The organism is Thiohalorhabdus sp. (assembly GCF_036628635.1).
Lineage (GTDB): Bacteria > Pseudomonadota > Gammaproteobacteria > Thiohalorhabdales > Thiohalorhabdaceae > Thiohalorhabdus.
This window is the reverse complement of sequence record NZ_JAZKRM010000038.1, coordinates 1-22,180: the sequence shown is the minus strand read 5'-3', so window position 1 is coordinate 22,180 and position 22,180 is coordinate 1. Positions and strand designations below refer to the sequence as shown.

The window sequence follows — 22,180 nt, the reverse complement described above, 5'->3', positions numbered from 1 at the left end:
TTCAGTGTTCAGTGTTCAGTGTTCAGTGTTCAGTGTTCAGTGTTCAGTGTTCAGTCGTTTAGACTAGAAGATCGGCAGGTTCCCTCTGGCGAAGCGGCAATTGGACCGGTTAATCGTAACCGGATTGGCCGTAACTGAACACTGAACACTGCCAACTGAAAACTTCTAGAACCGGTACTTGTTGGTGATGGGATAGCGCCGGTCGGTTCCGAAGCCCCGTGGGCTGATACGCACCCCGGGCGGCGCCTGGCGACGCTTGTACTCGTTGCTCTCCACCCGGTTGAGGACTTGGCGCACCACCTGCCCGTCAAAACCGCGGGCGACGATCTCCTCGGGGGCGCAGTCCTCCTCCACGTAGGCGTAGAGGATGGCATCCAGAGTATCGTATGGCGGCAGGGTGTCGGTGTCCTTCTGGTCTGGGGCCAGTTCCGCCGATGGCGGTCGCTCGATGATGCGCCGGGGCAGGATTTCCGAATTGCGGTTGAGGTGCTCGGCCAGGCGGTACACCAGGGTCTTGGGCACGTCCTTGAGGACCGAGAAGCCGCCCACCATGTCGCCGTACAGGGTGGCATAGCCCACCGACATCTCGCTCTTGTTGCCGGTGGCCAGCACCATCAGGCCCTTCTCGTTGGAAATGCCCATGAGCAGGATACCCCGGCCGCGGGCCTGGATGTTCTCGGCAGCAGTACCGTGCGGCTCGGAGCCGAACTCCTGTTGCAGGGTGTCGATGAAGCTCTGGTGGATGGTGTCGATGGGCAGCTCGTGCAGCGTGGTGCCCAAATTGGCGGCAAGCTGGCGCGAGTCCTCCCCGGACATGTCGGCGGTGTAACGCGACGGCATGAACACCGCCTCCACCCGCTCCGGGCCCAGGGCCTCCACCGCGAGAGCGAGGGTTACCGCCGAATCGATGCCACCCGAAAGGCCCACCACCACACCCGGGAACCCGTTCTTGTCGACGTAATCCCGGATGCCCATGGTGAGCGCACCGAAAACGCTCTCTTCCAGGCCCATGGCCGGCAGGCTCGGCCGCTGCAGTGGATGGAGACCGCCCTCATGGCGGCCCCATTCGCTCAGGAACACCCCGGGCTCGTAGCCCGGCGAGCGGTCCACCACATCGCCAGCGGCATCCACCACAAACGAGGCGCCGTCGAACACCAGCTCGTCCTGGCCACCCACCAGATTGACGTAAGCGATGGGGACCTCGGCCTCGCGGGCCCGGGCCCCCAGCTCCTGCTCCCGGCGGTGGGCCTTGGTGTAGTCGTAGGGCGAGGCGTTCAGGTTCACCAGCCCCTCGGCGCCGGCGTCGGCGGCCGACCGCGTGGGACCGTCGGGGGCCCAGGCGTCTTCACAGATGGTGACCCCGACCCGAGTGCCGGCCACCTCCACCACACAGGGGGCCTCGCCCGTCAGGAAATAGCGCTTTTCGTCGAAGACGCCGTAGTTGGGCAACCGCTGCTTGCGGTAGCGCGCCACCACCTCCCCGTTCCGGATCCAGCTGGCGCTGTTGTACAGTCCCTCGGCGGCACGCTCGGTATGGCCCACCACCAGGTCCACCCCTTCTACCTGGGGGATCAGATTGGCCAGGGCGGCCTCGACATCGGCCAGGAACTGGTGCTTGAGCAGCAGATCCTGCGGCGGATAGCCGGTAACTGCCAGCTCCGGCGTGACCACAACGTGGGCATCGGCCTCGCGGGCGGCCGCCAGGGCGTCCACGATGCGCTGGACGTTACCCCCGAGATCGCCCACCACGGGATCGAGCTGGGCCATGGCGATGCGCAGGTCAGGCTCGGGCACAGCGGCTCCTGATAGGCAGTGTTCAGTTTGAAGTGTTCAGTGTTCAGTAATGGCCACGGCTACTGGTCTCACTTACCGATCAATACCAAGGAGTAGGAGAACTCTCACATTTCCCCCCAAACACTGAACACTGAACACTTAACGCTTTACCACTTCCGCCGCCCGCTCCCCGATCTCCGCCGGTGAGCGGGCGATGGTGATGCCGGCCGACTCCATGACGGCGAACTTCTCCTCGGCGGTGCCCTTGCCGCCAGAGATCACTGCCCCCGCGTGGCCCATGCGGCGACCGGGCGGGGCGGTGACGCCGGCGATGTAGCCTACCACGGGCTTGGTCATGTGGTGGCGGACATACTCGGCGGCCTCCTCTTCGGCGGTGCCGCCGATCTCGCCCACTAGGACCACCGCTTCGGTGGTGGGGTCGGCCTCGAACATGGCCAGCATGGACACGAAATCCGAGCCGCTGATGGGGTCGCCGCCGATGCCGACGCAGGTGGACTGGCCCAGGCCGAGCTGTGTGGTCTGATACACCGCCTCGTAGGTAAGCGTTCCCGAGCGGGACACCACGCCCACCGACCCGGGGGCATGGATGGCAGCGGGCATGATGCCCACCTTGGACTGGCCGGGAGTAATGACACCGGGGCAATTGGGACCGATCAGACGGGTGGGGCGATCCTTTAGGTAAGCCTTTACCCGCATCATGTCCAGCACCGGGATGCCCTCGGTGATGGTCACCACCAGCTCGATACCGGCGTTGGCAGCCTCCATGATGGCGTCGGCGGCCATGGCGGCGGGCACGTACTGCATGGAGACATCGGCGCCGGTGGCCTCCACGGCCTGGGCCACCGTGTCGAACACCGGCAGGTCCAGGTGGGTCTGGCCGCCCTTCCCCGGGGTGACCCCGCCCACCATGCGGGTGCCGTACTCCAGGGCCTGGCGCGAATGAAAGGTACCCTGCTCGCCGGTGAAGCCCTGGCAGATGACCCGGGACTCGCTGTCGACCAAAATGCTCATGCCATATCCTTCCCGGCCGCCACGGCCTTGTCCGCCGCGTCCGCCAGGGTGGTGGCGGTAATCAGGTCCAAACCGGACTCCTCGAGCATGCGACGGCCCTGCTCCACATTGGTGCCCTCCAGGCGCACCACCAGCGGCACTGTCATCTCGATCCCCTGCACCGCCGCGATGATGCCTTCGGCGATAACATCACAGCGCACGATACCGCCGAAGATATTGACCAGAATGGCCTCCACGTTGGCGTCCGACAGCAGGATCCGGAAGGCCGCAGTGACCCGCTCCACCGAGGTGCCGCCGCCGACGTCCAGGAAATTGGCAGGTTCGCCGCCGTAGAGCTTGATGATGTCCATGGTGGCCATGGCAAGTCCGGCGCCGTTGACCATGCAGCCAATGTTGCCCTCGAGGGCGATGTAGTTGAGACCAAAGGCGTGGGCCTCGTGCTCCTTGTCCTCTTCCTCGTTGGGATCACGCAGCTCGCGCAGCTGGGGATGGCGGATCAGACCGTTGTCATCCAGGTTGAACTTGGCGTCCAGGGCCAGCAGCTCATCGCCGTCGGTAAGCACCAACGGATTGAGCTCCACCAGCGAGGCGTCCTTGTCGATGAAGGCGCGGTACAGAGCGGTCAGGATCTTGGTGAACTGCTTCACCTGGGGCCAGTCCATGCCCAGCCCGAATCCCAGCTTGCGCGCCTGGAAGGGCTGCAGCCCGACCGCAGGGTCCACGGTGGTCTTGAGGATCTTCTGCGGGTTGTGGCGGGCCACCTCCTCGATCTCCACGCCGCCCTCGCTGGAGGCCATGAACACCACGGAGTCCACGTGGCGGTCCACCACCGCCCCCACATAGAGCTCCCTGGTAAAGCCGTGCGCCTTTTCCACCAGGAGGCGACGCACCGTCCGCCCGCGGCTCCCGGTCTGCTCAGTAACCAGCTCCCTCTCCAGGAGGCCGTCGGCCCGAGCCCGCACCTCGTCCAGGGAATCGGCCACCTGAACGCCGCCGGCCTTGCCCCGACCACCGGCGTGGATCTGGGCCTTAACCGCCCAGCGCTCGCCCCCCAGGTGCTCGGCGGCATCCACCGCCTCGGCGACGGTAAACGCGGGGCGGCCTTCCGGGACGGGCACGCCGTGCTGGGCCAGAAGCTCCTTGGCCTGGTATTCGTGGATCAGCATGAGGGCTCTTCCGTGTTGGCAGAGAAGGCGGCGGTCTTGGTCAGGAACCGGCGTCAAGGGCATCGCGGGCCTCGTCGATCATCTCCCGCACCGTATCCACCGAGGCATCGAACTGCAGACGCTCGGAGTCCGTCAGCCCGATCTCCACTACCCGTTCGACGCCGCCGGCGCCGATTATGGCCGGGACCCCGATATAGAGGTCCTCGATGCCGTACTCGCCCTTGAGGTAGGCGGCCACCGGGCGAATCCGACGCTGATCGCGCACGATGGACTCCACCATGTCGACGATGCTGGCGCCGGGGGCGTAGTAGGCCGAACCCGTCTTGAGCAGCTCCACCACCTCACCCCCGCCGTGCCGGGTGCGCTCGACAATGGCGTCGAGGCGCTCCCGAGGCAGCAGCTCGGTGAGGGGGATGCCGCCCACCGTGGAGCTGCCCGTTACCGGCACCATGCGATCGCCGTGACCGCCGAGGACCATGGCCGTAACGTCCTTGCCCGACACACCCAGCTCCTGAGCGATGAACCGGCGCATGCGGGCCGAATCCAGGACTCCGGCCATGCCCATGACGCGGTGGGCGGGGAATCCGGTCACCTCCTGGGCGGCGCAGACCATGGCGTCCAGGGGGTTGGTAACCAGGACGATGTAAGCCTCGGGAGCGTGCCGGGCGATCTCGCGGGAGGCCGCGGCCACCACCCGGACGTTGCGCCGCAGCAGCTCGGTCCGTTCCATGCCGGGCTGGCGGGGACTTCCGGCGGTAATCACCACCACCTCGGAGCCCGCGATATCGGCGTAGTCGTCGGTGCCGCTGACATCGACGTCGAAGCCTTCCACGGGCCCCGCCTCGGCGATGTCAAGGGCCTTGCCCTGGGCCATGCCGACGTCGATATCGAGCAGGACCAGATTGCCCAGCTCCTTCTTGGCCATGAGGTGGGCAGCGGTGGAGCCAACCTGGCCGGCACCGACGATGGTGATCTTGGGAAGGTGCATCCTGCCGCTCCGCTTACCGGTTGGCTTCGATGGCCCGCCTCAGGGACCGGGGAAGCCGTAGTATGGCGTACCCCAGTGCCAGCCCTGCCCGACCCCTCTGACGCCGGCATCGGTCATAGCAATGCCGTACCCAGGCATACCGGCAAATCGAACACCCGCTGGTAGGCCTTCATCCACTCCCATTCAACCAAAACCCGTTCGATCCGGTGCAACAAGGCGAAGACCAGTCTCAGAGACGCGGCCACCATCTCCTTGCCCAACAGGGCCTCGGCGGCGCGGTAGGCTTCCAGGAAATGCAGGGAGCATCAGGCTATCACCAACACCAGGATGGCCCCGCCACCGGATTCCACCAATTGAGCGGCCGCCAGGCCAGCTTCAGCCGCATAGCCAGCCGCCAGGCGGCGGCCATCCAGCCTCAGTGCCCCGTAGGGAGATCGGCCGCAAGCGCCCAGCCCCTTCGGCGCCCCCGGCCCCGGTAGGCTGCCACCAGGGCCAGGCCCTGTCCTTCCCGGAAGCTGGCTTCAGGGAGGGGCACGGGGAATCGCCGGAGGCTCGTGTCCAGGGAAAAGCCCGCTTTCCCGTTGGCCTCGCGCCGCCGATTCCATCCAGTCAGCCGCCGCATCCCCACCCGCTTGGCCAGGATCCGGGTGGTAACGTAGCGGTCCTGGCCGTCGGGCTGTCGGCGGTTACATATTGTCGGCGATGGCCCGGGCGAACTCGGAGGCGGACAGCAGGGTGGCCTCGGGCATCTGGCGCTCGAAATCGTAGGTTACCGTCTTGTTGGAGATGGCCCCCTCCATGCCTTTAATGATGAGGTCGGCCGCATCGGTCCAGCCCATAAACCGAAGCATCATCTCCGCCGACAGCACCAGGGACCCGGGATTGGCCTTGTCCTGACCCGCGTGGCGGGGCGCCGTACCATGCGTGGCCTCGAACATGGCGTAGTCATCGGATAGGTTGCCCCCGGGTGCGATACCGACCCCGCCCACTTCGGCCGCCAGGGCATCGGAGATGTAATCGCCGTTGAGGTTCATGGTGGCGATAACGTCGAATTCCGCCGGCCGCAGCAGGATCTGCTGCAGGAAGTTGTCGGCGATGGCATCCTTGACGAAGACCCGGCCCTCTTCCTCGGCCGCCTCCCAGGCGGCGTCGGCGGCTGCCTGACCATCGCTGTTCTGGATGGCCTCGTATTCGCGCCAGGTGAAGGTCTGATCGGCGTACTCGCCCTCGGCTACCTCGTAGCCCCAATCCTTAAAGGCCCCCTCGGTGAATTTCATGATGTTGCCCTTGTGCACCAGGGTCACCGATTGGCGGTTGTGGACCAGGGCGTAGTCGATGGCCTTGCCCACCAGGCGTTTGGTGCCTTCCTCCGATACGGGCTTGATGCCGATTCCTGAGGTTTCCGGGAAGCGGATGTCCCTAACCCCCATTTCATCGCGCAGGAACTTGACCAGCTTGCGCGCATCGGGGGAGCCGGCGGGCCACTCGATGCCGGCGTAGATGTCCTCAGAGTTCTCGCGAAAGACCACCATGTCCACCGTCTCGGGCTTCTTAAGTGGGCTGGGCGTGCCGTTGAAGTAGCGCACGGGACGCAGACACACGTAGAGGTCCAGCTCCTGGCGCAGGGTCACATTGAGGCTGCGATAGCCCCCTCCCACGGGTGTGGTCAGGGGACCCTTTATGGCCACGCGGTACTCGCGCAGGGCCTGCAGGGTCTCGTCGGGAAGCCAAGTGTTGCCGCCGTAGGTGGCGACCGCCTTCTCCCCGGCAAAGATCTCCATCCACTCGATACCCCGGTGGCCGCCGTAGGCCTTGTCCACTGCGGCATCCACCACGGTCTTCATGGCCGGCGAGATATCGACCCCGATGCCATCCCCTTCGATGTAGGGGAGGATTGGCCGCGCCGGCACGTGCCACTGGCCATCCGCATCGCGCGAGATGGGCTCGCCTTCCCGGGGCACCTGGATTCTGTCGTAGGCCATCGAGTACTGAACTCCCGTTTTGCGACCGCTGGGGGCCGTGGAGGCTGGGTCAGCCACCACGACAACGGAATTGGGCTCCGGACAAGGGCCGGTCATCGAACATAGGACGAAAGGCTAACTCGCATTCAAATTCGGCGCAATTTGACCCAGCCCCGCCTTCGCCCACCCCCCGGAGCCGCGCTACAATCACCAACCACGCGCCGTTACCGCGGAGGCCACCATGGCCCAGTTGCCCGACAGGGACCAGCAGATCGTGGACGCCCATGCCGGCCTTATCCATCGGGTGGTGCTGGCCTGCCACGACCAGAACCAGGTCCCCGATCTGGAGGAGGTCCTGGGGCAGGCGGAGGCCAACGGCTGGGTGCAGCTGGTAACCGCCATTCGACGCATCCTCGACGGCTGGCGCGACGAGCGCGTCATGCAGGGCCTGGACGAGGAGGACAGGGTCGTAGCGGAGGCCATCCTGCGCGGCATCCAGGACCCCGCCAGCCTCCCGGACCCGCAAGCGGGCGCCGATCCCACCATGGCCGCCCCGGGCATCGCCTCCATCGTCCATGCCGCCGGCACCGGTCAGACCGAAGCACTGCAGTGGGCGGCCCAGATGGCGGAGCAAATGCACCAAGCCGGCGGTGAAATGGCCCAGATCGCGGCCATCTTCCGGCCCCTGATCAACGGTGAGCGCGACCGCTGGACCCTAACCCGGGGCATGGGCGAGCAGGGGCAGAAGCTGGTGGACGGCATACTGGAAGAGCTCGCCAAGGTGGAAACCCACTGACGGGTGCCGCAGCCACCTGTCTCAGGAGGTCATCTCCTGGATAGCCCGGCCTCGGATCGATGAGCTCCGCAAGGGCCTCCACCCGGGCCCCAGCCCAAGCAGTCGGAGCGCAATCCGGCTGCCGCTGTTCGCCGTAAGCACTCCGGGCCAACCCAAGCCCTTTCCCCCTTCAGTCGCTACCCTTTGGGAAAGCGGATCGACGGCAAGCCTGCCCCTGGCATCTTCGGGGCTCGCCAGGGCCGTAGCGGGCCGGTTTTTTCCAAGGACGGGATCAACCCCCCCCCCCCGAAAGGCGCCCCGTACCTACCGAATGGCGGCGCCTGACGACCGGGTCACGAACTTGGGCGGCGGACCCGCTAACCCAGACAGCAGGCCGAGGCGCCGGGCCAGGCCGGCACCGGCTCGGGCTACTGAAGCGAACCGCCATCGGGCTCATCGGAATCGGAACCGCGGGCCATTTCCAGCAAAGTCAGAAGGAGCTGAGCCCGCTGGTTCAGGGTCTCGGCCAAAAGGAGGCCCTGCTTTTCCCGGGCACCCAGAGGCAGGGCCACCGCCAATGTATTGACCAGGCTTTCGGTACGGGCTCGCCCCAGGTCTTCCCAGGAGACCTCCAGCTCGCTGGCCTCCAGGTAAGGCGTCAAGGCCTGGAAAAAACGGTCGCGGTCGAGGGCTACCGCCTCAGCGGGCTCGAGGTCCTCGGCATAGGTGCTGAAATCCATGCGCACCTGGCGGAAGGGCGTTTCCGCTTCCACTTCCGCGGCCACGGCGAAGCGGAGGATCCCGGTCAGGGAAATCAGATAGCGCCCATCGCCGGTCTCGCTGAAGGAGGTTAGGCGCCCCAAACACCCCACCCGCGACAGCTCCGGGAGGGCCGTTTCGGTTTCGGCGCCGGGATGGGCCGGCTGGATCATGCCGATGAGCCGATCCCCGGCGAGGGCGGCGTCGATCATGGCCAGGTAGCGTGGCTCGAAGATGTTGAGTGGCAGGTGGGTTCCGGGAAGGAGCAGGGCTCCCGTCAGGGGGAAGACGGGCGCAACCGAAGGTAGGTCACCCAGGCTCCGGTAACGGCTGAGATTTCCCATAGAAAGGTTTCTCCGTAAATGGCCACCGCCATCAGGGTAGAAGTTCGGCAGCGATGGCCTCCCACTCTTTTTCCAGCTTGGCCTGGCTCACCGGGCGGGCCGCCCGGCGGTACCAATAGCTGGCGTTGCCGAGGTCCCCCTCCAGACGGTGCAAATAGGCATGGACCCAGGCGCCGTCCGGGCCAGGCTCGGCCTGCGCCAAACGGTGGGCCCGGTCCCAATTCCCCTGGGCAGCCCACCACAGGGCCTGCAAGGGACGTCCCCATTCCTCCAGCGGCTCGGCCTCCGCAAGAGTGGCCTTGAATGCCTCCAGATCCATGGCTTCCTCCTTAGATCCACCTCTCCCCACCGTAAGACCCGTTGAGCCGGCAAAAAACATCTCGATTGATCGGGATCAACCGGGAAAGTCCCCAGCCGTTCTATGGTCAAAAAAGAGGGAAACCCACTTCGGAGGAGGCTCCCATGAACAGCGAAGACAAGTACATGACTCAGCATTTGGGCTATGTGCTACTCGGCTTGGTGGCTATCATGTTGGCGCTGATCGTCCTAGCCAACGTCCTGATCTGATTCTCGTCGGACCCACTCGCTTCAAAAGCGGCGGCGAGCGACTCCTTCGCCGCCGGGTTTTGTCCCCCTTTCGGTGGAACGGGCCACCGAGGATTCAGGCAGTCCGGCCCTCGGCCCGGCCTTGCTTGCTCAATCCTCAATGGCCTCTTCCCCGCCTTCCCGCAGATAGTAGCGACGCCGGACCTCCTGCCCCTGCCCGAACTCGTAGACCCGGGGGACGGCGAGGGGGATATTGAGGTTGCTGACCGCCTCGTCGGATACCCCGTCCAAGTACTTAACCAAGGCACGTAGGCTGTTGCCGTGCGCGGCCACCAGGACGTCCTCCCCGGCCCTGAGGCGGGGCATGATCTGTTCCCGCCAGCAGGGCAGGACACGATTGACGGTATCGGCCAAGGATTCCGTATTGGGAAGAAGCGAGCCCTCCACATGGTGATATTTTGGCTCGAACCGTGGATGGCGGGGATCGTCGGACTCCAGCCGGGGCGGACGCACGTCGAAGGCCCGGCGCCATTGATGGACCTGCTCGGAGCCGTAGAGCTCCTCGAATTTGCGCTTACCTTCCCCCTGAAGGGCCCCATAGTGGCGCTCGTTGAGCCGCCAATCCTTCACCACTGGTAGCCACATGCGATCCATGTGGTCCAGGGCGATCCACAAGGTTCGAATCGCCCGCTTCAGGTAGGAGGTATAGGTCAGGTCAAAGGTAAAGCCGCCGCCGTGGAGCAAGCGGCCCGCCATCCTGGCCTGCTCCCGGCCGTTATCCGACAGATCCACATCCGTCCAGCCGGTAAAGCGGTTATCCTGATTCCAGTGGCTCTCGCCGTGGCGCAGCAGGACCACATAAGCCATTAATGTCGAATCTCCTAGGGGGTCTAAGGCTTCTTTGAGTCGGGCGGAAGGCCGGCGCCACCATCTGGCTCCAACCTCTCGGCCCAATGCACCGTGTCTCCCGTCCGCATGCGGCCGGAGTGGATCACCCGCAGGCAGAAGCCACTGGAGCGACCCAGCGCCCTTGCCATCCCCCGCCGGGTTAGCCGTTCCAGATAGCCGCAGGGCGGCCGCGGCGCCACCACCGCCAGTATGGCTTCCCCGACGCGGATCCGGCTGCCCACCAGTTGCCGCCGCCGGAGCCCCCTGATTACCAGGTTTCGGCGATGCTCTCCCGAGCTCAGAGGGAGGCGGCTACGACGCTGAATGCGGTCAACATCCTCGGCCCGGATCAGGGTCACGGCACAAGCATCGGGGCCAAGCCAGTAGCCTTTCCCTTCCGCATAGCGGTCCCCGGCAAGGCCGCCAGGCTCAGCCCGCACTGCGGCCACCGCCTCCATTGGGGCACCGGCACCGGGTGCCACAAAGATGGCCTCCAAGACGGCTGGGGCCCGGCCGAGAAAACGATCACGAAGGCCCAAAAGAGCCATCCTTCCCCAGGGCACCGCAGGCACCGCCTATTGTCCTACACTTCGTCCCCCAATCCGAACCCGTGGAATCCATGCTCGCTCTCATCGCCATTGGCCTCCTTCTAGCCCTGCTTTACGGCCCCCAGCTCTGGGTGCGCGCCGTCATGGCCGCCCATTCCCGGGAACGCGAGGACTTCCCGGGGACCGGAGGGCAGTTCGCCGCCCATCTCATCGACCGCTTGGAACTGGATGGAGTCTCAGTAGAAGCCAACGAGGCGGGTGACCATTACGACCCCGACCGGCGCGTGGTGGCCCTTTCCCAGGCCAATTACCAGGGTCGCTCGCTGACTGCTGTGGCGGTGGCCGCCCACGAGGTCGGGCATGCCCTACAGCACCAAACCGGCTACCGCCCCCTGCGGCTGCGGCACCGGCTGGTTCGAGCGGTCACCGCCATCCAGCGGGTCGGATCAATCCTAGTTATGGCCTCGCCTTTGCTTCTGTTGGCCAGCCGATCGCCCACCGGCCTGGTAGTGCCGTTGGCCGGGGGCTTGGTCAGTGTCGCCGCGGGGGCGGTGGTGCACTTGGTTACGCTACCCGTAGAACTGGACGCCAGTTTCCGCCGCGCCCTGCCCGTTCTCAACCGCGATTACCTTCCGCCGGCGGACCGGCCTCGCGCGCGCCGCATCCTAACAGCCGCCGCTTTAACCTATGTCGCTGCCTCCTTGGCTAGCATCCTCAACGTCTGGTACTGGCTGAGGCTTCTCCGCCGTTAATTTGATCCGACCCTCCGATCCCTTAAATTTTGTTCAAAAGCCCCACTTGCGGATAGCCTTACGGCGGCCGTGGGCCGGTAAGGAGAGCGGCCACGGGATGCCGAGGGAGGCCTCATCCAGCCGCTGACATGTCCGTCCTAGGTCCGGATTTAGGTCACGACCCCGCTTTATGAAGCGGCTGCCGGATTCCCTCCCCTGTCCCGTCTAAGTCATCGGCGCCCATGACTACACCATTGTATTCACCAACCGAGCCACTACCCGGGGTCGAGCCGGCTAAAGCTGGGTGAAGCCCTCTACTTGGGCCTTACGCACAATCGCAGCACCCCTGTGGCAGCGCGCATCCGGGGCCGCTCGAGGCGTTCCAGGAAACCGGTCGCAAGGCGCGAACCGAGCGCAAGAACGTCGGGACAGGACCTGAGATGGGCTGCTACAGCGTTCCACCAGTCCCAGGAGGGGATCCCTCTTAGGGACGCCGAGGGCCGAAGCGAACGGGTCAATAAGGCCTTTTCCAACATAACGGGTTGGTCGCCGGCTGAGGTTACCGGGCAAAAGCCCGGGGACATCGTGGGCTGGGGCTTGCAGGAGAAGAAATTCTACCATTGCAAGCAGCAGACCCTCACCGGGCGAGGCAAATGGAAAGAGAGGCTCTGGAACCGGCGCAAGAACCGCAACATTTTCCCCGATTGGCTAACGATCTGTCGGGTTTCCAACGACCGGCGGGTGACCGCCCCCTATATATGGGGATCTTTCGGTTATTATCAAAGAGACAAAGGCCGAATCCCGCCTGCGCCGGCTGGCCTATTGCGACGCTTTTACCGATCTGCCCAACCGGGCCACCCTAGAGGGCCCCTGGGAGCGGCTTTAGTCCGCCTGGACCGGAGGCATCAGGACCTTGCCCTGCCGTTACTGGACATGGACGCCTTTAAGGCGGTCAACGATGAAAGGGGCCACAGGGCCGCAGACACGCGGTTAAGGGATGCCGCAGACCGGCTCCGCACCGCGGTGGGACAGGGGGGCGCCCTCGCCTGCATCGGCGGCGATGGCTTCGTGGTCCTGTTGGAGGGAACGGACGACTGTCGCACCGATGTCATTGCGGCCAAGCTGGTAGTCGCCTTCACCAGCTCCCTGCCCAGTGACGGTTACGCCCAGCTAGGGCTTAGCATCGGTATCGTAGGCTACGAGATAGCCAAGACCCGACCGCAGGATCCCGAGCGGCAGATCGCCCTGGCGGACCAGGCCATGCACCAGGTCAAATCCGCCGCTCGCATTACCTACCGGCATGCGGCTCCGAACGGTATCTCGGGCAAGGGCTGTTGAAGCGTCGGGCCTCGGCGCGGGCGCAGGAAAGAAATGCGCTGGTCTTTTTTTACCCGCTCCAGGAGAAACTGGCGGGGAATCGCCTGGCCGGCCTTGAAGCCCCTATGCGCAACCTTGACCAGGTCCTCGCTCAGAGCGGGATCGACCCCGAACAGCTTGAGCTGGAGTCCCCGCAACCGCCATGATCGCGGCAGTAAGTGGCAAACGCCGGACCCTAAATTTCCCGGCCGATAGGGGCATACCGCTGACCATCGACGCGTTCGGTAGCGCCACCTTGCCCCCTGGCCTGCTCTCCATGATGGCCGTTGCCAAGCTCAAGCTGGCCGCTAGGTTGGTTGGCCGTTCGCTCCAAGCCGATGGGGATACCGACCGGCCCGCTGGTTGGCAACCATCTACACCCTGGCGCAAAGCCTGGGTATTGAGTTTGTGGCCAAGGAAGTGGATACCCGAACCCGCTGGCAGCATCGCCTGCAGCGCGGCCACCGGGACGCCGAGGGCTTCTATCCGGCCCAACCCCAGCCGGCGACAGCACTTAGGCCAAGAATCCGAAGCGGCCGAGTCGGTACCCCCGCCTACTGACGGCCCCTTACCAGGGACGCCCTTCCCTGCCCTCTTACGCCTTATCCATAAGCACGGCTCAAATCTGGCACACCCGGCCGTCCCGTCGGCCCGGCCGTAACCGGTCCTGCCAAAACTAGTAAACGGGGACTAGGTGGTAGCCCTGCTCCTGATACCCGATCACCGAGATAAAGCCGTCGCTGACGATCTTCATGCCCGGCAAAAGGCGCTCGGGCGCCACGTCCATAACTTCCAGGGCCACGTTGCATACCTCCAGCCGCACATCCTCCAGCGACTGGAGCTTGTCGATGCCCTGACGGATCCGCTGGAGGGCCTCGCCGTGCTCCAGGTCGGCCAAGCTGTCGGAAGGCTTGGTAAGGTGTTTGACCGAGGGGCCGATGAATACCAGCACGAAATCGGGATCCACCCCCTGCTTCTCCAGACGCTGGTAGGTCCCCGGGATGAGATTCAAATACAGAGCAAGCTTGTCGGGGCTGCCGATGTCCACCAGGAACACACCGCGCCCCTCCGAAACCTCCGAGAGGGCGGCATCGTCGGTGTATTCCATGCCCTCGGGAGCGGCGGTTACCGGTGCCGCCGAAAGCAGCAAGACCAGGATCAAGGCGACGGGGCTGAGGCTGCGCGCTGCCGGCATGGTACCTCCATCTCTCATGGCTAGAACGTATATTCTAGCTGTTATACCCAATCCGGGGCGCTGAGGGAACCGCCCTTCCGACGGGGATGGGGATTGCCTAATCCCCGATAATCTTAACCAAAGCGCGCTTGCGGCGTCCGCCGTCGAATTCGCCGTAGAAGATCTGCTCCCAGGGGCCGAAGTCGAGCTGGCCTTCGGTAATGGCGACCACGACTTGGCGCCCCATGACCTCGCGCTTGTGGTGGGCATCGCCGTTGTCCTCACCGGTCCGGTGATGCTTGTAGGCTTCGGTGCTGGGATCATGAGGGGCCAGCCGTTCCAGCCATTGGTCGTAGTCCTGAAGGAGTCCGGGCTCGTCGTCGTTAATGAAAACCGAGGCGGTAATGTGCATGGCGTTGACCAGCGCGAGGCCCTCGACGACCCCGCTTTCGGCCAGGGCAGTTTCCACATCGGGGGTGATATTGATGTACTCCCGCCGCTTTTGGGTGTTGAACCACAACTCCTTGCGATAGCTCTTCATGGGTCTTTCCCGTTGCCTTGTAAATGGTGGGTGGCTGGGAACCGGCCTTCCCGGAGCGCAACCCTCCCATTGCGCCCTTCGAGGCGGCAAGACGGGCGCCCCTAGCTTCGGATACCATGGTCCCATGCGCGACAATCTCGGTTTCGAGCCCCGAACCGGCAGCTCGGGCACCGCCTGGCCGACCTGTAGGGCGATCGAGCTGTGGGGACGCACTCAAACAGCCGGCCATGGCTCAGCCAGCAAGTCCCGAGTGGATTGAGAGAACTCGTAGCATCCAAGACGCCCTGTCGCCCATAGATAACAGGGATTACAGCTACCGCCTGCGATGGAGCGAGCCCACCGCATCCGGGCGGCCGGCCATTCATCCCGCCGTCCTACTCTCGCACCGACTGGACCCCCGGGGTGGCAAGCCCCGCTCCGGCACAGGCCACGAATCCTGCACCCCCCGGACCCCTAATGTATCGCAAGGACTTGATTAATGCCCTTTTGGACCATCCCACCGGCATCAGCGAGCTGGCTCGCGCTTTCGGTCTGGGTGAGCGCGAAATGGCCGGTGAGCTCGAGCACCTGCGTCAGAGCTTTCGCAACGAGCCCTACCGGCTCGTAGTGCACCCCGCCACCTGCCGCAAGTGCGGCTTCACCTTTGACCGCGACCGGCTTACCAAACCAGCCAAGTGCCCCCGCTGCTGGAGCACTTGGATCCAGGAGCCGCGGATTGGCGTGGAGCAGACCTGAGCCCGGCAGCCCAGGACCTGCCTGCCCTAAAGCCGCGGGGGTAGGCTATCGGCGCGTCTCCCGAAGGCGACAGCGGATAGGCCCAGTCACAGGAAATAATACTTGCGCACACCGGGGCGAAAGCTCAGGAAAACGGCCGCATGGACCAGAGAAGCGCTGACCAGCCCGAGCCACTGAGACCAGCCAGGCAGCAGCGTTCCCAGTCCCCCCAGGGCGACACCGAGACCGGCCGCCGTCAGGCCGTAGATCAAAAGGGCCCCTATGGTGGTGCTCGGCCCGGTCCAGCCGAATACGGTGCGCAATTCGCGAAAGAGTGGCACACTCATAACCAGAAGCAGGATATAGGCCGGCACTAACCAGACCGGAGTGATGTGGTCCACGGCCAAGGCGATTTTGGGGCCACCGCGGGCGAGCTGGATCTCGGGGGCAGCCCAAACCAAGGTAAACACCGCCAGACCGGCGGCGGGCGCTATCAGGAAGGCGAACAAGGTTCGCATGGACGGACCGTTCTCCCGGTCGAAAAGCCACATTGAGATGTAGCGTCAAGCAACCACGATGCCACAGCAAGCCCTGACGGGATAGAGCGCCCCTACCGCAGGGCAGGAGCCTGGCCGGTACGCAGCCCCAGAAACACCACCATGTGAACCACGGCCCCAGCACCCAAGGCCAGCCATTGGTGGACCCCTCCGAGCAGGCTACCCACCCCCACCCAGGCCACACCGATTAAAAAGAAGGTCAGGGCGTAGACACCCAGCATGCCGGCCAGGGTGATAGCGGCCGACCAACGGGGCGCAGAAAAAGCCCCGGCCACAACAGGCAAACCGAGAACCAGTGCAAGGGGATACACCGGGATGGCCCAGGCGGCGAACAGTGTCCCCAGGGATTGGCCCTCGGGCGGGTCAAACGACCCTGCCAGGTAGGGGGCCAGCCAGACCACCCCAAAGGCTGCCAAGCCCGCCAGGGGTGGCAAGAGAAGGGTCAGGGCGAAACGCACAGTCGCTCCTCAGACGCTACGTGGCCGACGGCCGGGGCCGACCGCGGCCCGGAAGACCAGCCCGTGGACCAGCCCGCCCGCTACCAGGCCGCCGACCCAGAAAGGATCGGCGAACATGGCGCCAAACCCGAAACGCACCGCCAGGAGGGCAAAGGCAGCGGAGTATAACAGCAAACCGCCGCCCATCGCCGCCCACCAGGCCCCGCCAAACCGGGCCCGGACCCCGAACATCACTCCCAGGCTGAGGGTTAGCACCAGAACGAAGGCCGGTACCACAATGGTGGCGGCCAGGGACCAAGCCTGGCCAAAAAAGTGCAGGCCGTTGTCGGCGTAGGGCAAAAGCGGCACGGACCACACGGTCAGGAAAGCCAGGATCCCGCCAATCGGGGCGATCAGGTAGGAAAGGAAGGCACGCACGGGAGCCCCCGGGTAAAGCGTGGGAAGGTAAGGCCTTCAGTTGCCACCGCTGGTGTCGGCGTGCCACTCCTTGGTGGCTTCGAAGCGTCGCACCTGCTCCTCGGTGGCCTGGGCCTGATACCGGGCTTTCCAGTCGGCGTAGGGCATGCCGTATATTACCTCCCGGGCCTGGTCGTAGTCGAGGTCGGCACCCCGCTCGTTGGCTTCGGCCATGTACCACTTAGCCAGGCAGTTACGGCAGAACCCGGCCAGGTTCATGAGGTCGATGTTGGCCACGTCGGTGCGCTGCTGCAGGTGTTTGACCAGGCCGCGGAAGGCGGCGGCCTCGGCTTCTATGCGGGTCTGCTCGTCCATGCAAGGCTCCCAAAAATCCGATCGAATTACGTAAGGGCCGTCCTCAGACCACCAGGCTGGGCTCAGCCATACCGGTTATCGCCTCTAGCTCGGCCACCTCCCGGGCGGCGCTCGCCAGGTCGGCAAGGGTGTTCTGGAGGTCGTCGTTGTGCCGCAGGGGATCCCCCTCCCAGCGCTCCAGGTAGATGCGCAGGGTGGCACCGCTGGTGCCGGTGCCGGACAAGCGGAATACGGCGCGGCCGCCATCGGTGAACCACACCCGGATGCCCTGCTGGCTGGAGGTACGGCCGTCCACGGGATCGGTGTAGGCGAACTCGTCGGCCGCCTCCACCACCAGCCCCGCCTCCGTCCGGGTGCCGGCAAGCCCGCCCAACTTGCGGCGCAGGGTGTCGGCGATGCGCTCACCCTGCTCCGGCGTGAGTCCCGCGTAGTCGTGACGGGTGTAGAAGTCGCGACCGTAACGACTCCAGGAATCCCGCACCACCGTGGCGACGGACTCGCGACGCTCGGCGAGGATGGACAGCCAGACCAGCACCGCCCATAGGCCGTCCTTTTCCCGTACGTGGTCGGAGCTGGTGCCGAAGGATTCCTCGCCGCACACCTGGACTAGGTCGGCATCGAGCAGGTTGCCAAAGAACTTCCAGCCTGTGGGGGTTTCGTAGGCGGCCCAACCCTTGGCGGCGGCCACCCGGTCGGCGGCGCGACTGGTGGGCATGGAGCGGGCCACGCCCCCCATGCGTCCCCGGTAGCCGGGAATATCTTCCAGATGGTCGGCGATAACGGCCAGCGAATCCGAAGGGTTCACGAAGAATCCCCGGCCCAGGATCATGTTGCGATCGCCGTCGCCGTCGGAGGCGGCGCCCAGATCCGGGGGATCGGCGCCGTACATGAGCTCCACCAGCTCGCGGGCGTGGATCAGATTCGGGTCCGGATGGCCGCCGCCGAAGTCCGGCCGCGGATGGGCACGGATCACGGTATCGGCGGGAGCCCCCAGCTCGTCCTCCAGGATGGCTTGGGCATAGGGGCCGGTGACGGCGTGCATGGCATCGAACACCATGCGGAAGCTGCCCGAGCTCAGCAGGTCCCGGAGCCGCTCGAAATCGAAGAGCTCCGCCATGAGCGCCCGATAATCGACCACGGGATCGATCACCGACACCGGCATGCCCGCCACCTCGGTGTCGTGCACCCGGCTCAGATCGACGCCGGCGGTCCCCTCGGCGATGCGGTAGCGCTCCAGGGCCTGGGAGCGGTCGAAGATGGCCTCGGTTACCGGCTCCGGCGCCGGACCGCCGTTGGCCACATTGTATTTGATCCCGAAGTCGCCTTCGGGCCCGCCTGGGTTGTGGCTGGCGGTCAAAAGGATCCCGCCCGCCGCGCCGCGGCGGCGGATGGTGGCCGATACCGCCGGGGTGGAGAACAGACCGCCCCGGCCCACCAAAACCCGCGCCACACCGTTGGCCGCCGCCATGCGAAGGATGGTGTCGACGGCGGTTTCGCTGTAATAACGGCCGTCGCCGCCCAGTACCAAGGTTCCCCCGGCGAGCTCGGTGCAGGTGTCGAAGAGGGCCTGTACGAAGGCCGCTAGGTAATGGGGCTCCTGGAAGCGGGCCACGCTCTGGCGCAGCCCGGAGGTTCCCGGACGCTGGTCGGTGAACGGGGTGATGGTTTGTTCGATGATGCCCATGGTCCTCTTACCGATTGCTTGCAAGGGGGCCGCGAAAGCCGGCGCACTCCCCGGGAGGCTTTGCCGTTGCCCTTGCTACTTGGCGAAATATCGGTGGCTGATCCGGAAAACCACCGGTGACAGCAGCAGCAGGGCGATCAAATTGGGGATGGCCATCAGGGCCATGGTCACGTTGGCGATCTGCCAGACCAGGTCGAGGCTGGCCACGGCGCCCACCATCAGCGCGATCACCCAAACCACCCGGAATACCATGAGGCCGCGGACTCCGGCCAGGAACTCCAGGCAACGCTCGCCGTAGAAGGCCCAGGTCAGGGTGGTGGAGAAGGCAAAGATGATCAGTCCGAAGGCCACCACGGCGTCGCCGGGGCCGGGCAGGCCCTGGCTGAAGGCCTGGGTGGTCAGCGCCGCGCCGGTCTCCCCGCTTTCCCAGGCGCCGGTGGTGAGGATCACCAGGGCGGTCATGGTGCAGACCACGATGGTGTCGATGAAGGTCCCCAGCATGCCCACCACCCCCTGACGCACCGGGTCATCGGTGCGGGCGGCGGCGTGGGCCATGGGCGCCGAGCCCAGCCCCGCCTCGTTCGAGAACAGCCCGCGGGCCACGCCCCACTGAACAGCCATCATAATCCCCGCCCCGGCGAAACCCCCGGTGGCGGCGGTGCCGGAGAGGGCGTCGTTAAAGATGCGGGCAATGCCGGCAGGGACCTCCGTGTAGTTGGCCCCTAGGATAGCCAGGGCGCCGATGATATAGATCACGCCCATCAAGGGGACCAGAGCCTCCGCCACCCCGGCGATGCGGCGGATGCCGCCCAGAATTACGGTAAACACCAGGGCCGCCATGACCAACCCGGTTACCCAGAAGGGCAGGCCCACGGCCTGGTCCATGGCATCGGCAACGGAGTTGGACTGGACGGTATTGCCGATACCGAAGGCCGCAACCACGGCGAACACCGCGAAAGCCCCGCCGAGCCAGCGCCAGCGTTGCCCGAGGCCGTTCTTGATATAGTACATGGGGCCACCGACGTGCATGTTGCGGGCATCCACCTCGCGGTAGCGCACGGCGAGGACGGCTTCCGCGTATTTGGTAGCCATACCCACCAGGGCCGTGATCCACATCCAGAAGATCGCCCCCGGACCCCCCAAGTGGAGCGCGGTACCCACCCCTGCGATATTCCCGGTGCCAATAGTTGCGGACAGGGAGGTCATGAGGGCAGCAAAGGGGCTGATCTCGCCCTCGCCCTTGCGCGCATGCTTGCGCCCGACCCACAGCATGCGGAAGCCGTAGCCGAGCTTGCGGATGGGCAACAGCCCCAGGCCTACGGTCAAAAACAGACCCGTTCCCATGAGCAGAACGAGCATGATCTCGTTCCACAGCCAGTCGGAGACGATGTCGAGAAAGGCGCTGGTCGCTTCCATGGCTTCCCCGTTTGCCCGGTCGCGGTTTAGTGTCCTGTTTCAGAAGTGCGTTGCCTTTCGGCGAGCCGAGATGGCGGGCGCCGCAAGGAACCGGGCCTAAGGCGGGCTGTCCGCCCTAATGGCGCCCCCGCCTTGTCTTTTAGATCGGCGAAACGGAGCGGCGGTACCTGACCGTCAAGGACCGGTGACGCCGCGCCGTCCGCCATCTCGGCTCGCCCGCAGGGAGCTCCTGCGCCGGCCCAGCGCTGCTCTGCGCCTCCTCGACGTGGGGCCCCGCCATCCCGCCCCTGAGCCCCTTCCTTCTGGGGCTACGGGCACCCTCCCTAAGAGGCTCAGGGGCGGGACGCCTTGCTCTGAACCGGCGCAGGAAGCTCAGAAAGGCAACGCACTTCTGGGACAGGACACTAGCGGCGGCGCTGAAGGCAGCACCGACCGCATGGTAAAGTGACACCCCCTGCCCCGTGAAAAAGGTGAGGACCCATGGAGCTGTCCGCACTGACCGCCGTCTCCCCCCTGGACGGCCGTTACGGCTCGAAGACCGAAGCCCTGCGCCCCTATTTCAGCGAATTCGCCCTGATCCGCAACCGGGTCCGGGTGGAAGTGGCGTGGTTCAAGGCCATTGCTAGCGACCCCGGCCTCCCCGAACTGCCGCCACTATCCGCCGGAGCGGAGGCCTTCCTGGACGGCATCACCGATAATTTCGATCCCGGCGACGCCCAGCGCATCAAGGGCATCGAGGCCACCACCAATCACGACGTCAAGGCCGTGGAATACTACCTCAAGGAACGCGCCGCCGAGCAGCCCGAGGTGGCCGCCGGTGCCGAATTCTTCCACTTTGCCTGCACCTCGGAGGACATCAACAACCTCGCCCACGGCCTGTCTTTGCGCGAGGCACGCGACGAGGTACTCCTCCCTGCTGTCGACGGTATCGTGGGCCGGCTCACCGAACAGGCCCATGAATGGGCCGATGACCCCATGCTCGGCCGCACCCACGGGCAGCCGGCCACCCCGACCACCGTGGGCAAGGAGCTGGCGGTTTTCGTCCACCGCCTCCGGGCCCAGCGCGAGGCCATGGCCGGGGTTCCGGTGCGGGGCAAGATCAACGGCGCCACCGGCAACTTCAACGCCCATCTGGTGGCTTACCCGAATGTGGACTGGCCCGCCCTGGGCCAGTCCCTGGTGGAAGGGCTGGGACTGACCTGGAGCCCGTACACCACCCAGATCGAGCCCCATGACTACATGGCCGAGCTATTCGGCGCCCTATCCCGGTTCAACACCGTGCTAACCGACCTGTGCCGGGACCTGTGGGGCTACATCAGCTTCGGCTATTTCGGCCAGAAGGTAACCGCCGGCGAGGTGGGCAGCTCCACCATGCCACACAAGGTCAATCCCATCGACTTCGAGAACGCCGAGGGCAACCTGGGCCTGGCCAACGCCGTCCTCCATCACCTGGCCGCCACCCTGCCCGTGTCCCGCTTCCAGCGGGATCTCACCGATTCCACCGTCCAGCGCAACATGGGCACCGGATTCGCCTATGCTTTACTGGCCTATACGTCCGCCCTGAAGGGCCTGGACAAGCTGGAGCTCAACCGGCAGCGACTGGCCGAGGATCTGGAGGCCGCTTGGGAGGTCCTGGCAGAGCCCATCCAGACTGTCATGCGACGCTATGGCGTGGATGCCCCTTACGAGCGCCTCAAGGCCCTCACCCGGGGACGGGCCGTGGACGCCGACAAGCTGGCGGCGTTTTTGGACGACCTGCCCATCCCGGACAGCGAGAAAGAACGTCTCAAGGGCCTCACTCCCGCCGCCTACATCGGTAACGCCGCCGTTCAGGCTCGCTCGGTGTAAACAGCCCTCGCCGACCCTTTTTCGCGGCGCGGTTGCCCGTGTCTCGATACCGACTGCATTAGAAAACTAGATAAAAACAGCCTTATTATAATTTTTTGGCATCGGACCATCAGGTAGGACCTTGTTAAGGTTGCCTGATGGCCCAGAATC

The 22,180-nt window shown here is 65.2% G+C and carries 23 protein-coding genes; 6 read left to right on the top strand and 17 right to left on the bottom strand.

Going from position 1 to position 22,180, the window contains the following annotated elements; translation table 11 throughout:
* Nucleotides 1–165: 165 nt before the first annotated feature.
* The 5 genes from V5A19_RS11095 to icd all read right to left on the bottom strand — a co-directional run bounded on the left by V5A19_RS11095 (nt 166) and on the right by icd (nt 6,941).
* Nucleotides 166–1,794: an NAD+ synthase gene (locus V5A19_RS11095; RefSeq protein WP_332319200.1), complete on the bottom strand. Its 1,629-nt coding sequence runs from the start codon at nt 1,792–1,794 to the stop codon at nt 166–168.
* 138 nt (nt 1,795–1,932) lie between these two features.
* Entirely contained in the window at nt 1,933–2,805 is an 873-nt protein-coding gene (gene sucD / locus V5A19_RS11090) for a succinate--CoA ligase subunit alpha (protein ID WP_332319201.1), read from the bottom strand.
* Nucleotides 2,802–3,971 carry an ADP-forming succinate--CoA ligase subunit beta gene (gene sucC / locus V5A19_RS11085; protein ID WP_332319202.1) on the bottom strand — a complete coding sequence of 390 codons (1,170 nt, stop codon included), beginning with the start codon at nt 3,969–3,971 and terminating at the stop codon, nt 2,802–2,804. Before sucC ends, sucD begins: the two co-directional genes overlap by 4 nt.
* A gap of 40 nt (nt 3,972–4,011) precedes the next feature.
* Nucleotides 4,012–4,959: a malate dehydrogenase gene (gene mdh, locus V5A19_RS11080; protein WP_332319203.1), complete on the bottom strand. Its 948-nt coding sequence runs from the start codon at nt 4,957–4,959 to the stop codon at nt 4,012–4,014.
* A 686-nt stretch (nt 4,960–5,645) separates the two neighbouring features.
* Nucleotides 5,646–6,941 carry an NADP-dependent isocitrate dehydrogenase gene (icd, locus tag V5A19_RS11075; protein ID WP_332319204.1) on the bottom strand — a complete coding sequence of 432 codons (1,296 nt, stop codon included), beginning with the start codon at nt 6,939–6,941 and terminating at the stop codon, nt 5,646–5,648.
* 220 nt (nt 6,942–7,161) lie between these two features.
* Here icd and V5A19_RS11070 point away from each other — a divergent pair, with 220 nt between their 5' ends.
* On the top strand, nt 7,162–7,716 hold the full coding sequence (locus V5A19_RS11070; RefSeq protein WP_332319205.1) for a hypothetical protein: 555 nt from the start codon (nt 7,162–7,164) through the stop codon (nt 7,714–7,716).
* 407 nt (nt 7,717–8,123) lie between these two features.
* On the opposite strand, the gene V5A19_RS11065 is transcribed toward V5A19_RS11070, so the two are convergent.
* The 4 genes from V5A19_RS11065 to V5A19_RS11050 form a co-directional block, all read right to left on the bottom strand.
* Nucleotides 8,124–8,798, bottom strand: coding sequence for an LON peptidase substrate-binding domain-containing protein (locus tag V5A19_RS11065; RefSeq protein ID WP_332319206.1), 675 nt, complete (start codon nt 8,796–8,798; stop codon nt 8,124–8,126).
* Nucleotides 8,799–8,829: 31 nt separating this feature from the next.
* Nucleotides 8,830–9,117: a hypothetical protein gene (locus V5A19_RS11060; protein ID WP_332319207.1), complete on the bottom strand. Its 288-nt coding sequence runs from the start codon at nt 9,115–9,117 to the stop codon at nt 8,830–8,832.
* Nucleotides 9,118–9,494: 377 nt separating this feature from the next.
* Nucleotides 9,495–10,211, bottom strand: a complete 717-nt coding sequence (gpmA, locus tag V5A19_RS11055; protein ID WP_332319208.1) for a 2,3-diphosphoglycerate-dependent phosphoglycerate mutase — start codon at nt 10,209–10,211, stop codon at nt 9,495–9,497.
* A 23-nt stretch (nt 10,212–10,234) separates the two neighbouring features.
* Nucleotides 10,235–10,714 (bottom strand): MOSC domain-containing protein, encoded by a 480-nt coding sequence (locus tag V5A19_RS11050; RefSeq protein WP_332319209.1) that lies wholly within the window; start codon nt 10,712–10,714, stop codon nt 10,235–10,237.
* A 137-nt stretch (nt 10,715–10,851) separates the two neighbouring features.
* On the opposite strand from V5A19_RS11050, the gene V5A19_RS11045 reads away from it, so the two are divergent.
* From V5A19_RS11045 to V5A19_RS11035, 3 genes are all read left to right on the top strand, one after another.
* Nucleotides 10,852–11,532, top strand: coding sequence for a zinc metallopeptidase (locus tag V5A19_RS11045; RefSeq protein ID WP_332319210.1), 681 nt, complete (start codon nt 10,852–10,854; stop codon nt 11,530–11,532).
* A 327-nt stretch (nt 11,533–11,859) separates the two neighbouring features.
* Nucleotides 11,860–12,849, top strand: coding sequence for a sensor domain-containing diguanylate cyclase (locus V5A19_RS11040; protein WP_332327802.1), 990 nt, complete (start codon nt 11,860–11,862; stop codon nt 12,847–12,849).
* A gap of 381 nt (nt 12,850–13,230) precedes the next feature.
* On the top strand, nt 13,231–13,428 hold the full coding sequence (locus tag V5A19_RS11035) for a hypothetical protein (protein ID WP_332319211.1): 198 nt from the start codon (nt 13,231–13,233) through the stop codon (nt 13,426–13,428).
* A 115-nt stretch (nt 13,429–13,543) separates the two neighbouring features.
* Here V5A19_RS11035 and V5A19_RS11030 read toward each other — a convergent pair whose 3' ends face one another.
* Together V5A19_RS11030 and V5A19_RS11025 are read right to left on the bottom strand one after the other, a co-directional pair.
* A complete protein-coding gene (locus tag V5A19_RS11030) occupies nt 13,544–14,062 on the bottom strand; it encodes a DsrE family protein (RefSeq protein WP_332319212.1) in 519 nt (172 codons plus the stop codon).
* A 97-nt stretch (nt 14,063–14,159) separates the two neighbouring features.
* A complete protein-coding gene (locus V5A19_RS11025) occupies nt 14,160–14,582 on the bottom strand; it encodes a secondary thiamine-phosphate synthase enzyme YjbQ (protein ID WP_332319213.1) in 423 nt (140 codons plus the stop codon).
* A gap of 456 nt (nt 14,583–15,038) precedes the next feature.
* Here V5A19_RS11025 and V5A19_RS11020 point away from each other — a divergent pair, with 456 nt between their 5' ends.
* The gene (locus V5A19_RS11020) at nt 15,039–15,317 is read left to right on the top strand and encodes a transcriptional regulator (protein WP_332319214.1); all 279 of its coding nucleotides are present in this window, start codon (nt 15,039–15,041) and stop codon (nt 15,315–15,317) included.
* Nucleotides 15,318–15,403: 86 nt separating this feature from the next.
* On the opposite strand, the gene V5A19_RS11015 is transcribed toward V5A19_RS11020, so the two are convergent.
* The 6 genes from V5A19_RS11015 to V5A19_RS10990 all read right to left on the bottom strand — a co-directional run bounded on the left by V5A19_RS11015 (nt 15,404) and on the right by V5A19_RS10990 (nt 20,182).
* Nucleotides 15,404–15,814, bottom strand: a complete 411-nt coding sequence (locus tag V5A19_RS11015; RefSeq protein WP_332319215.1) for a hypothetical protein — start codon at nt 15,812–15,814, stop codon at nt 15,404–15,406.
* Nucleotides 15,815–15,906: 92 nt separating this feature from the next.
* Entirely contained in the window at nt 15,907–16,311 is a 405-nt protein-coding gene (locus tag V5A19_RS11010; RefSeq protein ID WP_332319216.1) for a hypothetical protein, read from the bottom strand.
* 9 nt (nt 16,312–16,320) lie between these two features.
* Entirely contained in the window at nt 16,321–16,728 is a 408-nt protein-coding gene (locus V5A19_RS11005) for a hypothetical protein (protein ID WP_332319217.1), read from the bottom strand.
* A gap of 36 nt (nt 16,729–16,764) precedes the next feature.
* A complete protein-coding gene (locus V5A19_RS11000; protein WP_332319218.1) occupies nt 16,765–17,082 on the bottom strand; it encodes a DUF1244 domain-containing protein in 318 nt (105 codons plus the stop codon).
* Between the two features lie 43 nt (nt 17,083–17,125).
* The gene (locus V5A19_RS10995; RefSeq protein WP_332319219.1) at nt 17,126–18,766 is read right to left on the bottom strand and encodes an alpha-D-glucose phosphate-specific phosphoglucomutase; all 1,641 of its coding nucleotides are present in this window, start codon (nt 18,764–18,766) and stop codon (nt 17,126–17,128) included.
* A 75-nt stretch (nt 18,767–18,841) separates the two neighbouring features.
* Entirely contained in the window at nt 18,842–20,182 is a 1,341-nt protein-coding gene (locus V5A19_RS10990) for an alanine/glycine:cation symporter family protein (RefSeq protein WP_332319220.1), read from the bottom strand.
* Between the two features lie 480 nt (nt 20,183–20,662).
* Between V5A19_RS10990 and purB the strand changes: the two genes are divergently transcribed.
* The gene (gene purB / locus V5A19_RS10985; protein ID WP_332319221.1) at nt 20,663–22,030 is read left to right on the top strand and encodes an adenylosuccinate lyase; all 1,368 of its coding nucleotides are present in this window, start codon (nt 20,663–20,665) and stop codon (nt 22,028–22,030) included.
* The last annotated feature ends 150 nt before the right edge of the window (nt 22,031–22,180 follow it).

Coding starts and splice junctions, on each gene's coding strand:
- V5A19_RS11020 (WP_332319214.1), top strand. CDS start 15,039: ATGTATCGCAAGGACTTGATTAATGCCCTTTTGGACCATCCCACCGGC.
- sucD (WP_332319201.1), bottom strand. CDS start 2,805: ATGAGCATTTTGGTCGACAGCGAGTCCCGGGTCATCTGCCAGGGCTTC.
- purB (WP_332319221.1), top strand. CDS start 20,663: ATGGAGCTGTCCGCACTGACCGCCGTCTCCCCCCTGGACGGCCGTTAC.
- V5A19_RS11015 (WP_332319215.1), bottom strand. CDS start 15,814: ATGCGAACCTTGTTCGCCTTCCTGATAGCGCCCGCCGCCGGTCTGGCG.
- sucC (WP_332319202.1), bottom strand. CDS start 3,971: ATGCTGATCCACGAATACCAGGCCAAGGAGCTTCTGGCCCAGCACGGC.
- V5A19_RS11045 (WP_332319210.1), top strand. CDS start 10,852: ATGCTCGCTCTCATCGCCATTGGCCTCCTTCTAGCCCTGCTTTACGGC.
- V5A19_RS11000 (WP_332319218.1), bottom strand. CDS start 17,082: ATGGACGAGCAGACCCGCATAGAAGCCGAGGCCGCCGCCTTCCGCGGC.
- V5A19_RS10990 (WP_332319220.1), bottom strand. CDS start 20,182: ATGGAAGCGACCAGCGCCTTTCTCGACATCGTCTCCGACTGGCTGTGG.
- V5A19_RS11030 (WP_332319212.1), bottom strand. CDS start 14,062: ATGCCGGCAGCGCGCAGCCTCAGCCCCGTCGCCTTGATCCTGGTCTTG.
- V5A19_RS11070 (WP_332319205.1), top strand. CDS start 7,162: ATGGCCCAGTTGCCCGACAGGGACCAGCAGATCGTGGACGCCCATGCC.
- icd (WP_332319204.1), bottom strand. CDS start 6,941: ATGGCCTACGACAGAATCCAGGTGCCCCGGGAAGGCGAGCCCATCTCG.
- mdh (WP_332319203.1), bottom strand. CDS start 4,959: ATGCACCTTCCCAAGATCACCATCGTCGGTGCCGGCCAGGTTGGCTCC.
- V5A19_RS11025 (WP_332319213.1), bottom strand. CDS start 14,582: ATGAAGAGCTATCGCAAGGAGTTGTGGTTCAACACCCAAAAGCGGCGG.
- V5A19_RS11060 (WP_332319207.1), bottom strand. CDS start 9,117: ATGGATCTGGAGGCATTCAAGGCCACTCTTGCGGAGGCCGAGCCGCTG.
- V5A19_RS10995 (WP_332319219.1), bottom strand. CDS start 18,766: ATGGGCATCATCGAACAAACCATCACCCCGTTCACCGACCAGCGTCCG.
- V5A19_RS11065 (WP_332319206.1), bottom strand. CDS start 8,798: ATGGGAAATCTCAGCCGTTACCGGAGCCTGGGTGACCTACCTTCGGTT.
- gpmA (WP_332319208.1), bottom strand. CDS start 10,211: ATGGCTTATGTGGTCCTGCTGCGCCACGGCGAGAGCCACTGGAATCAG.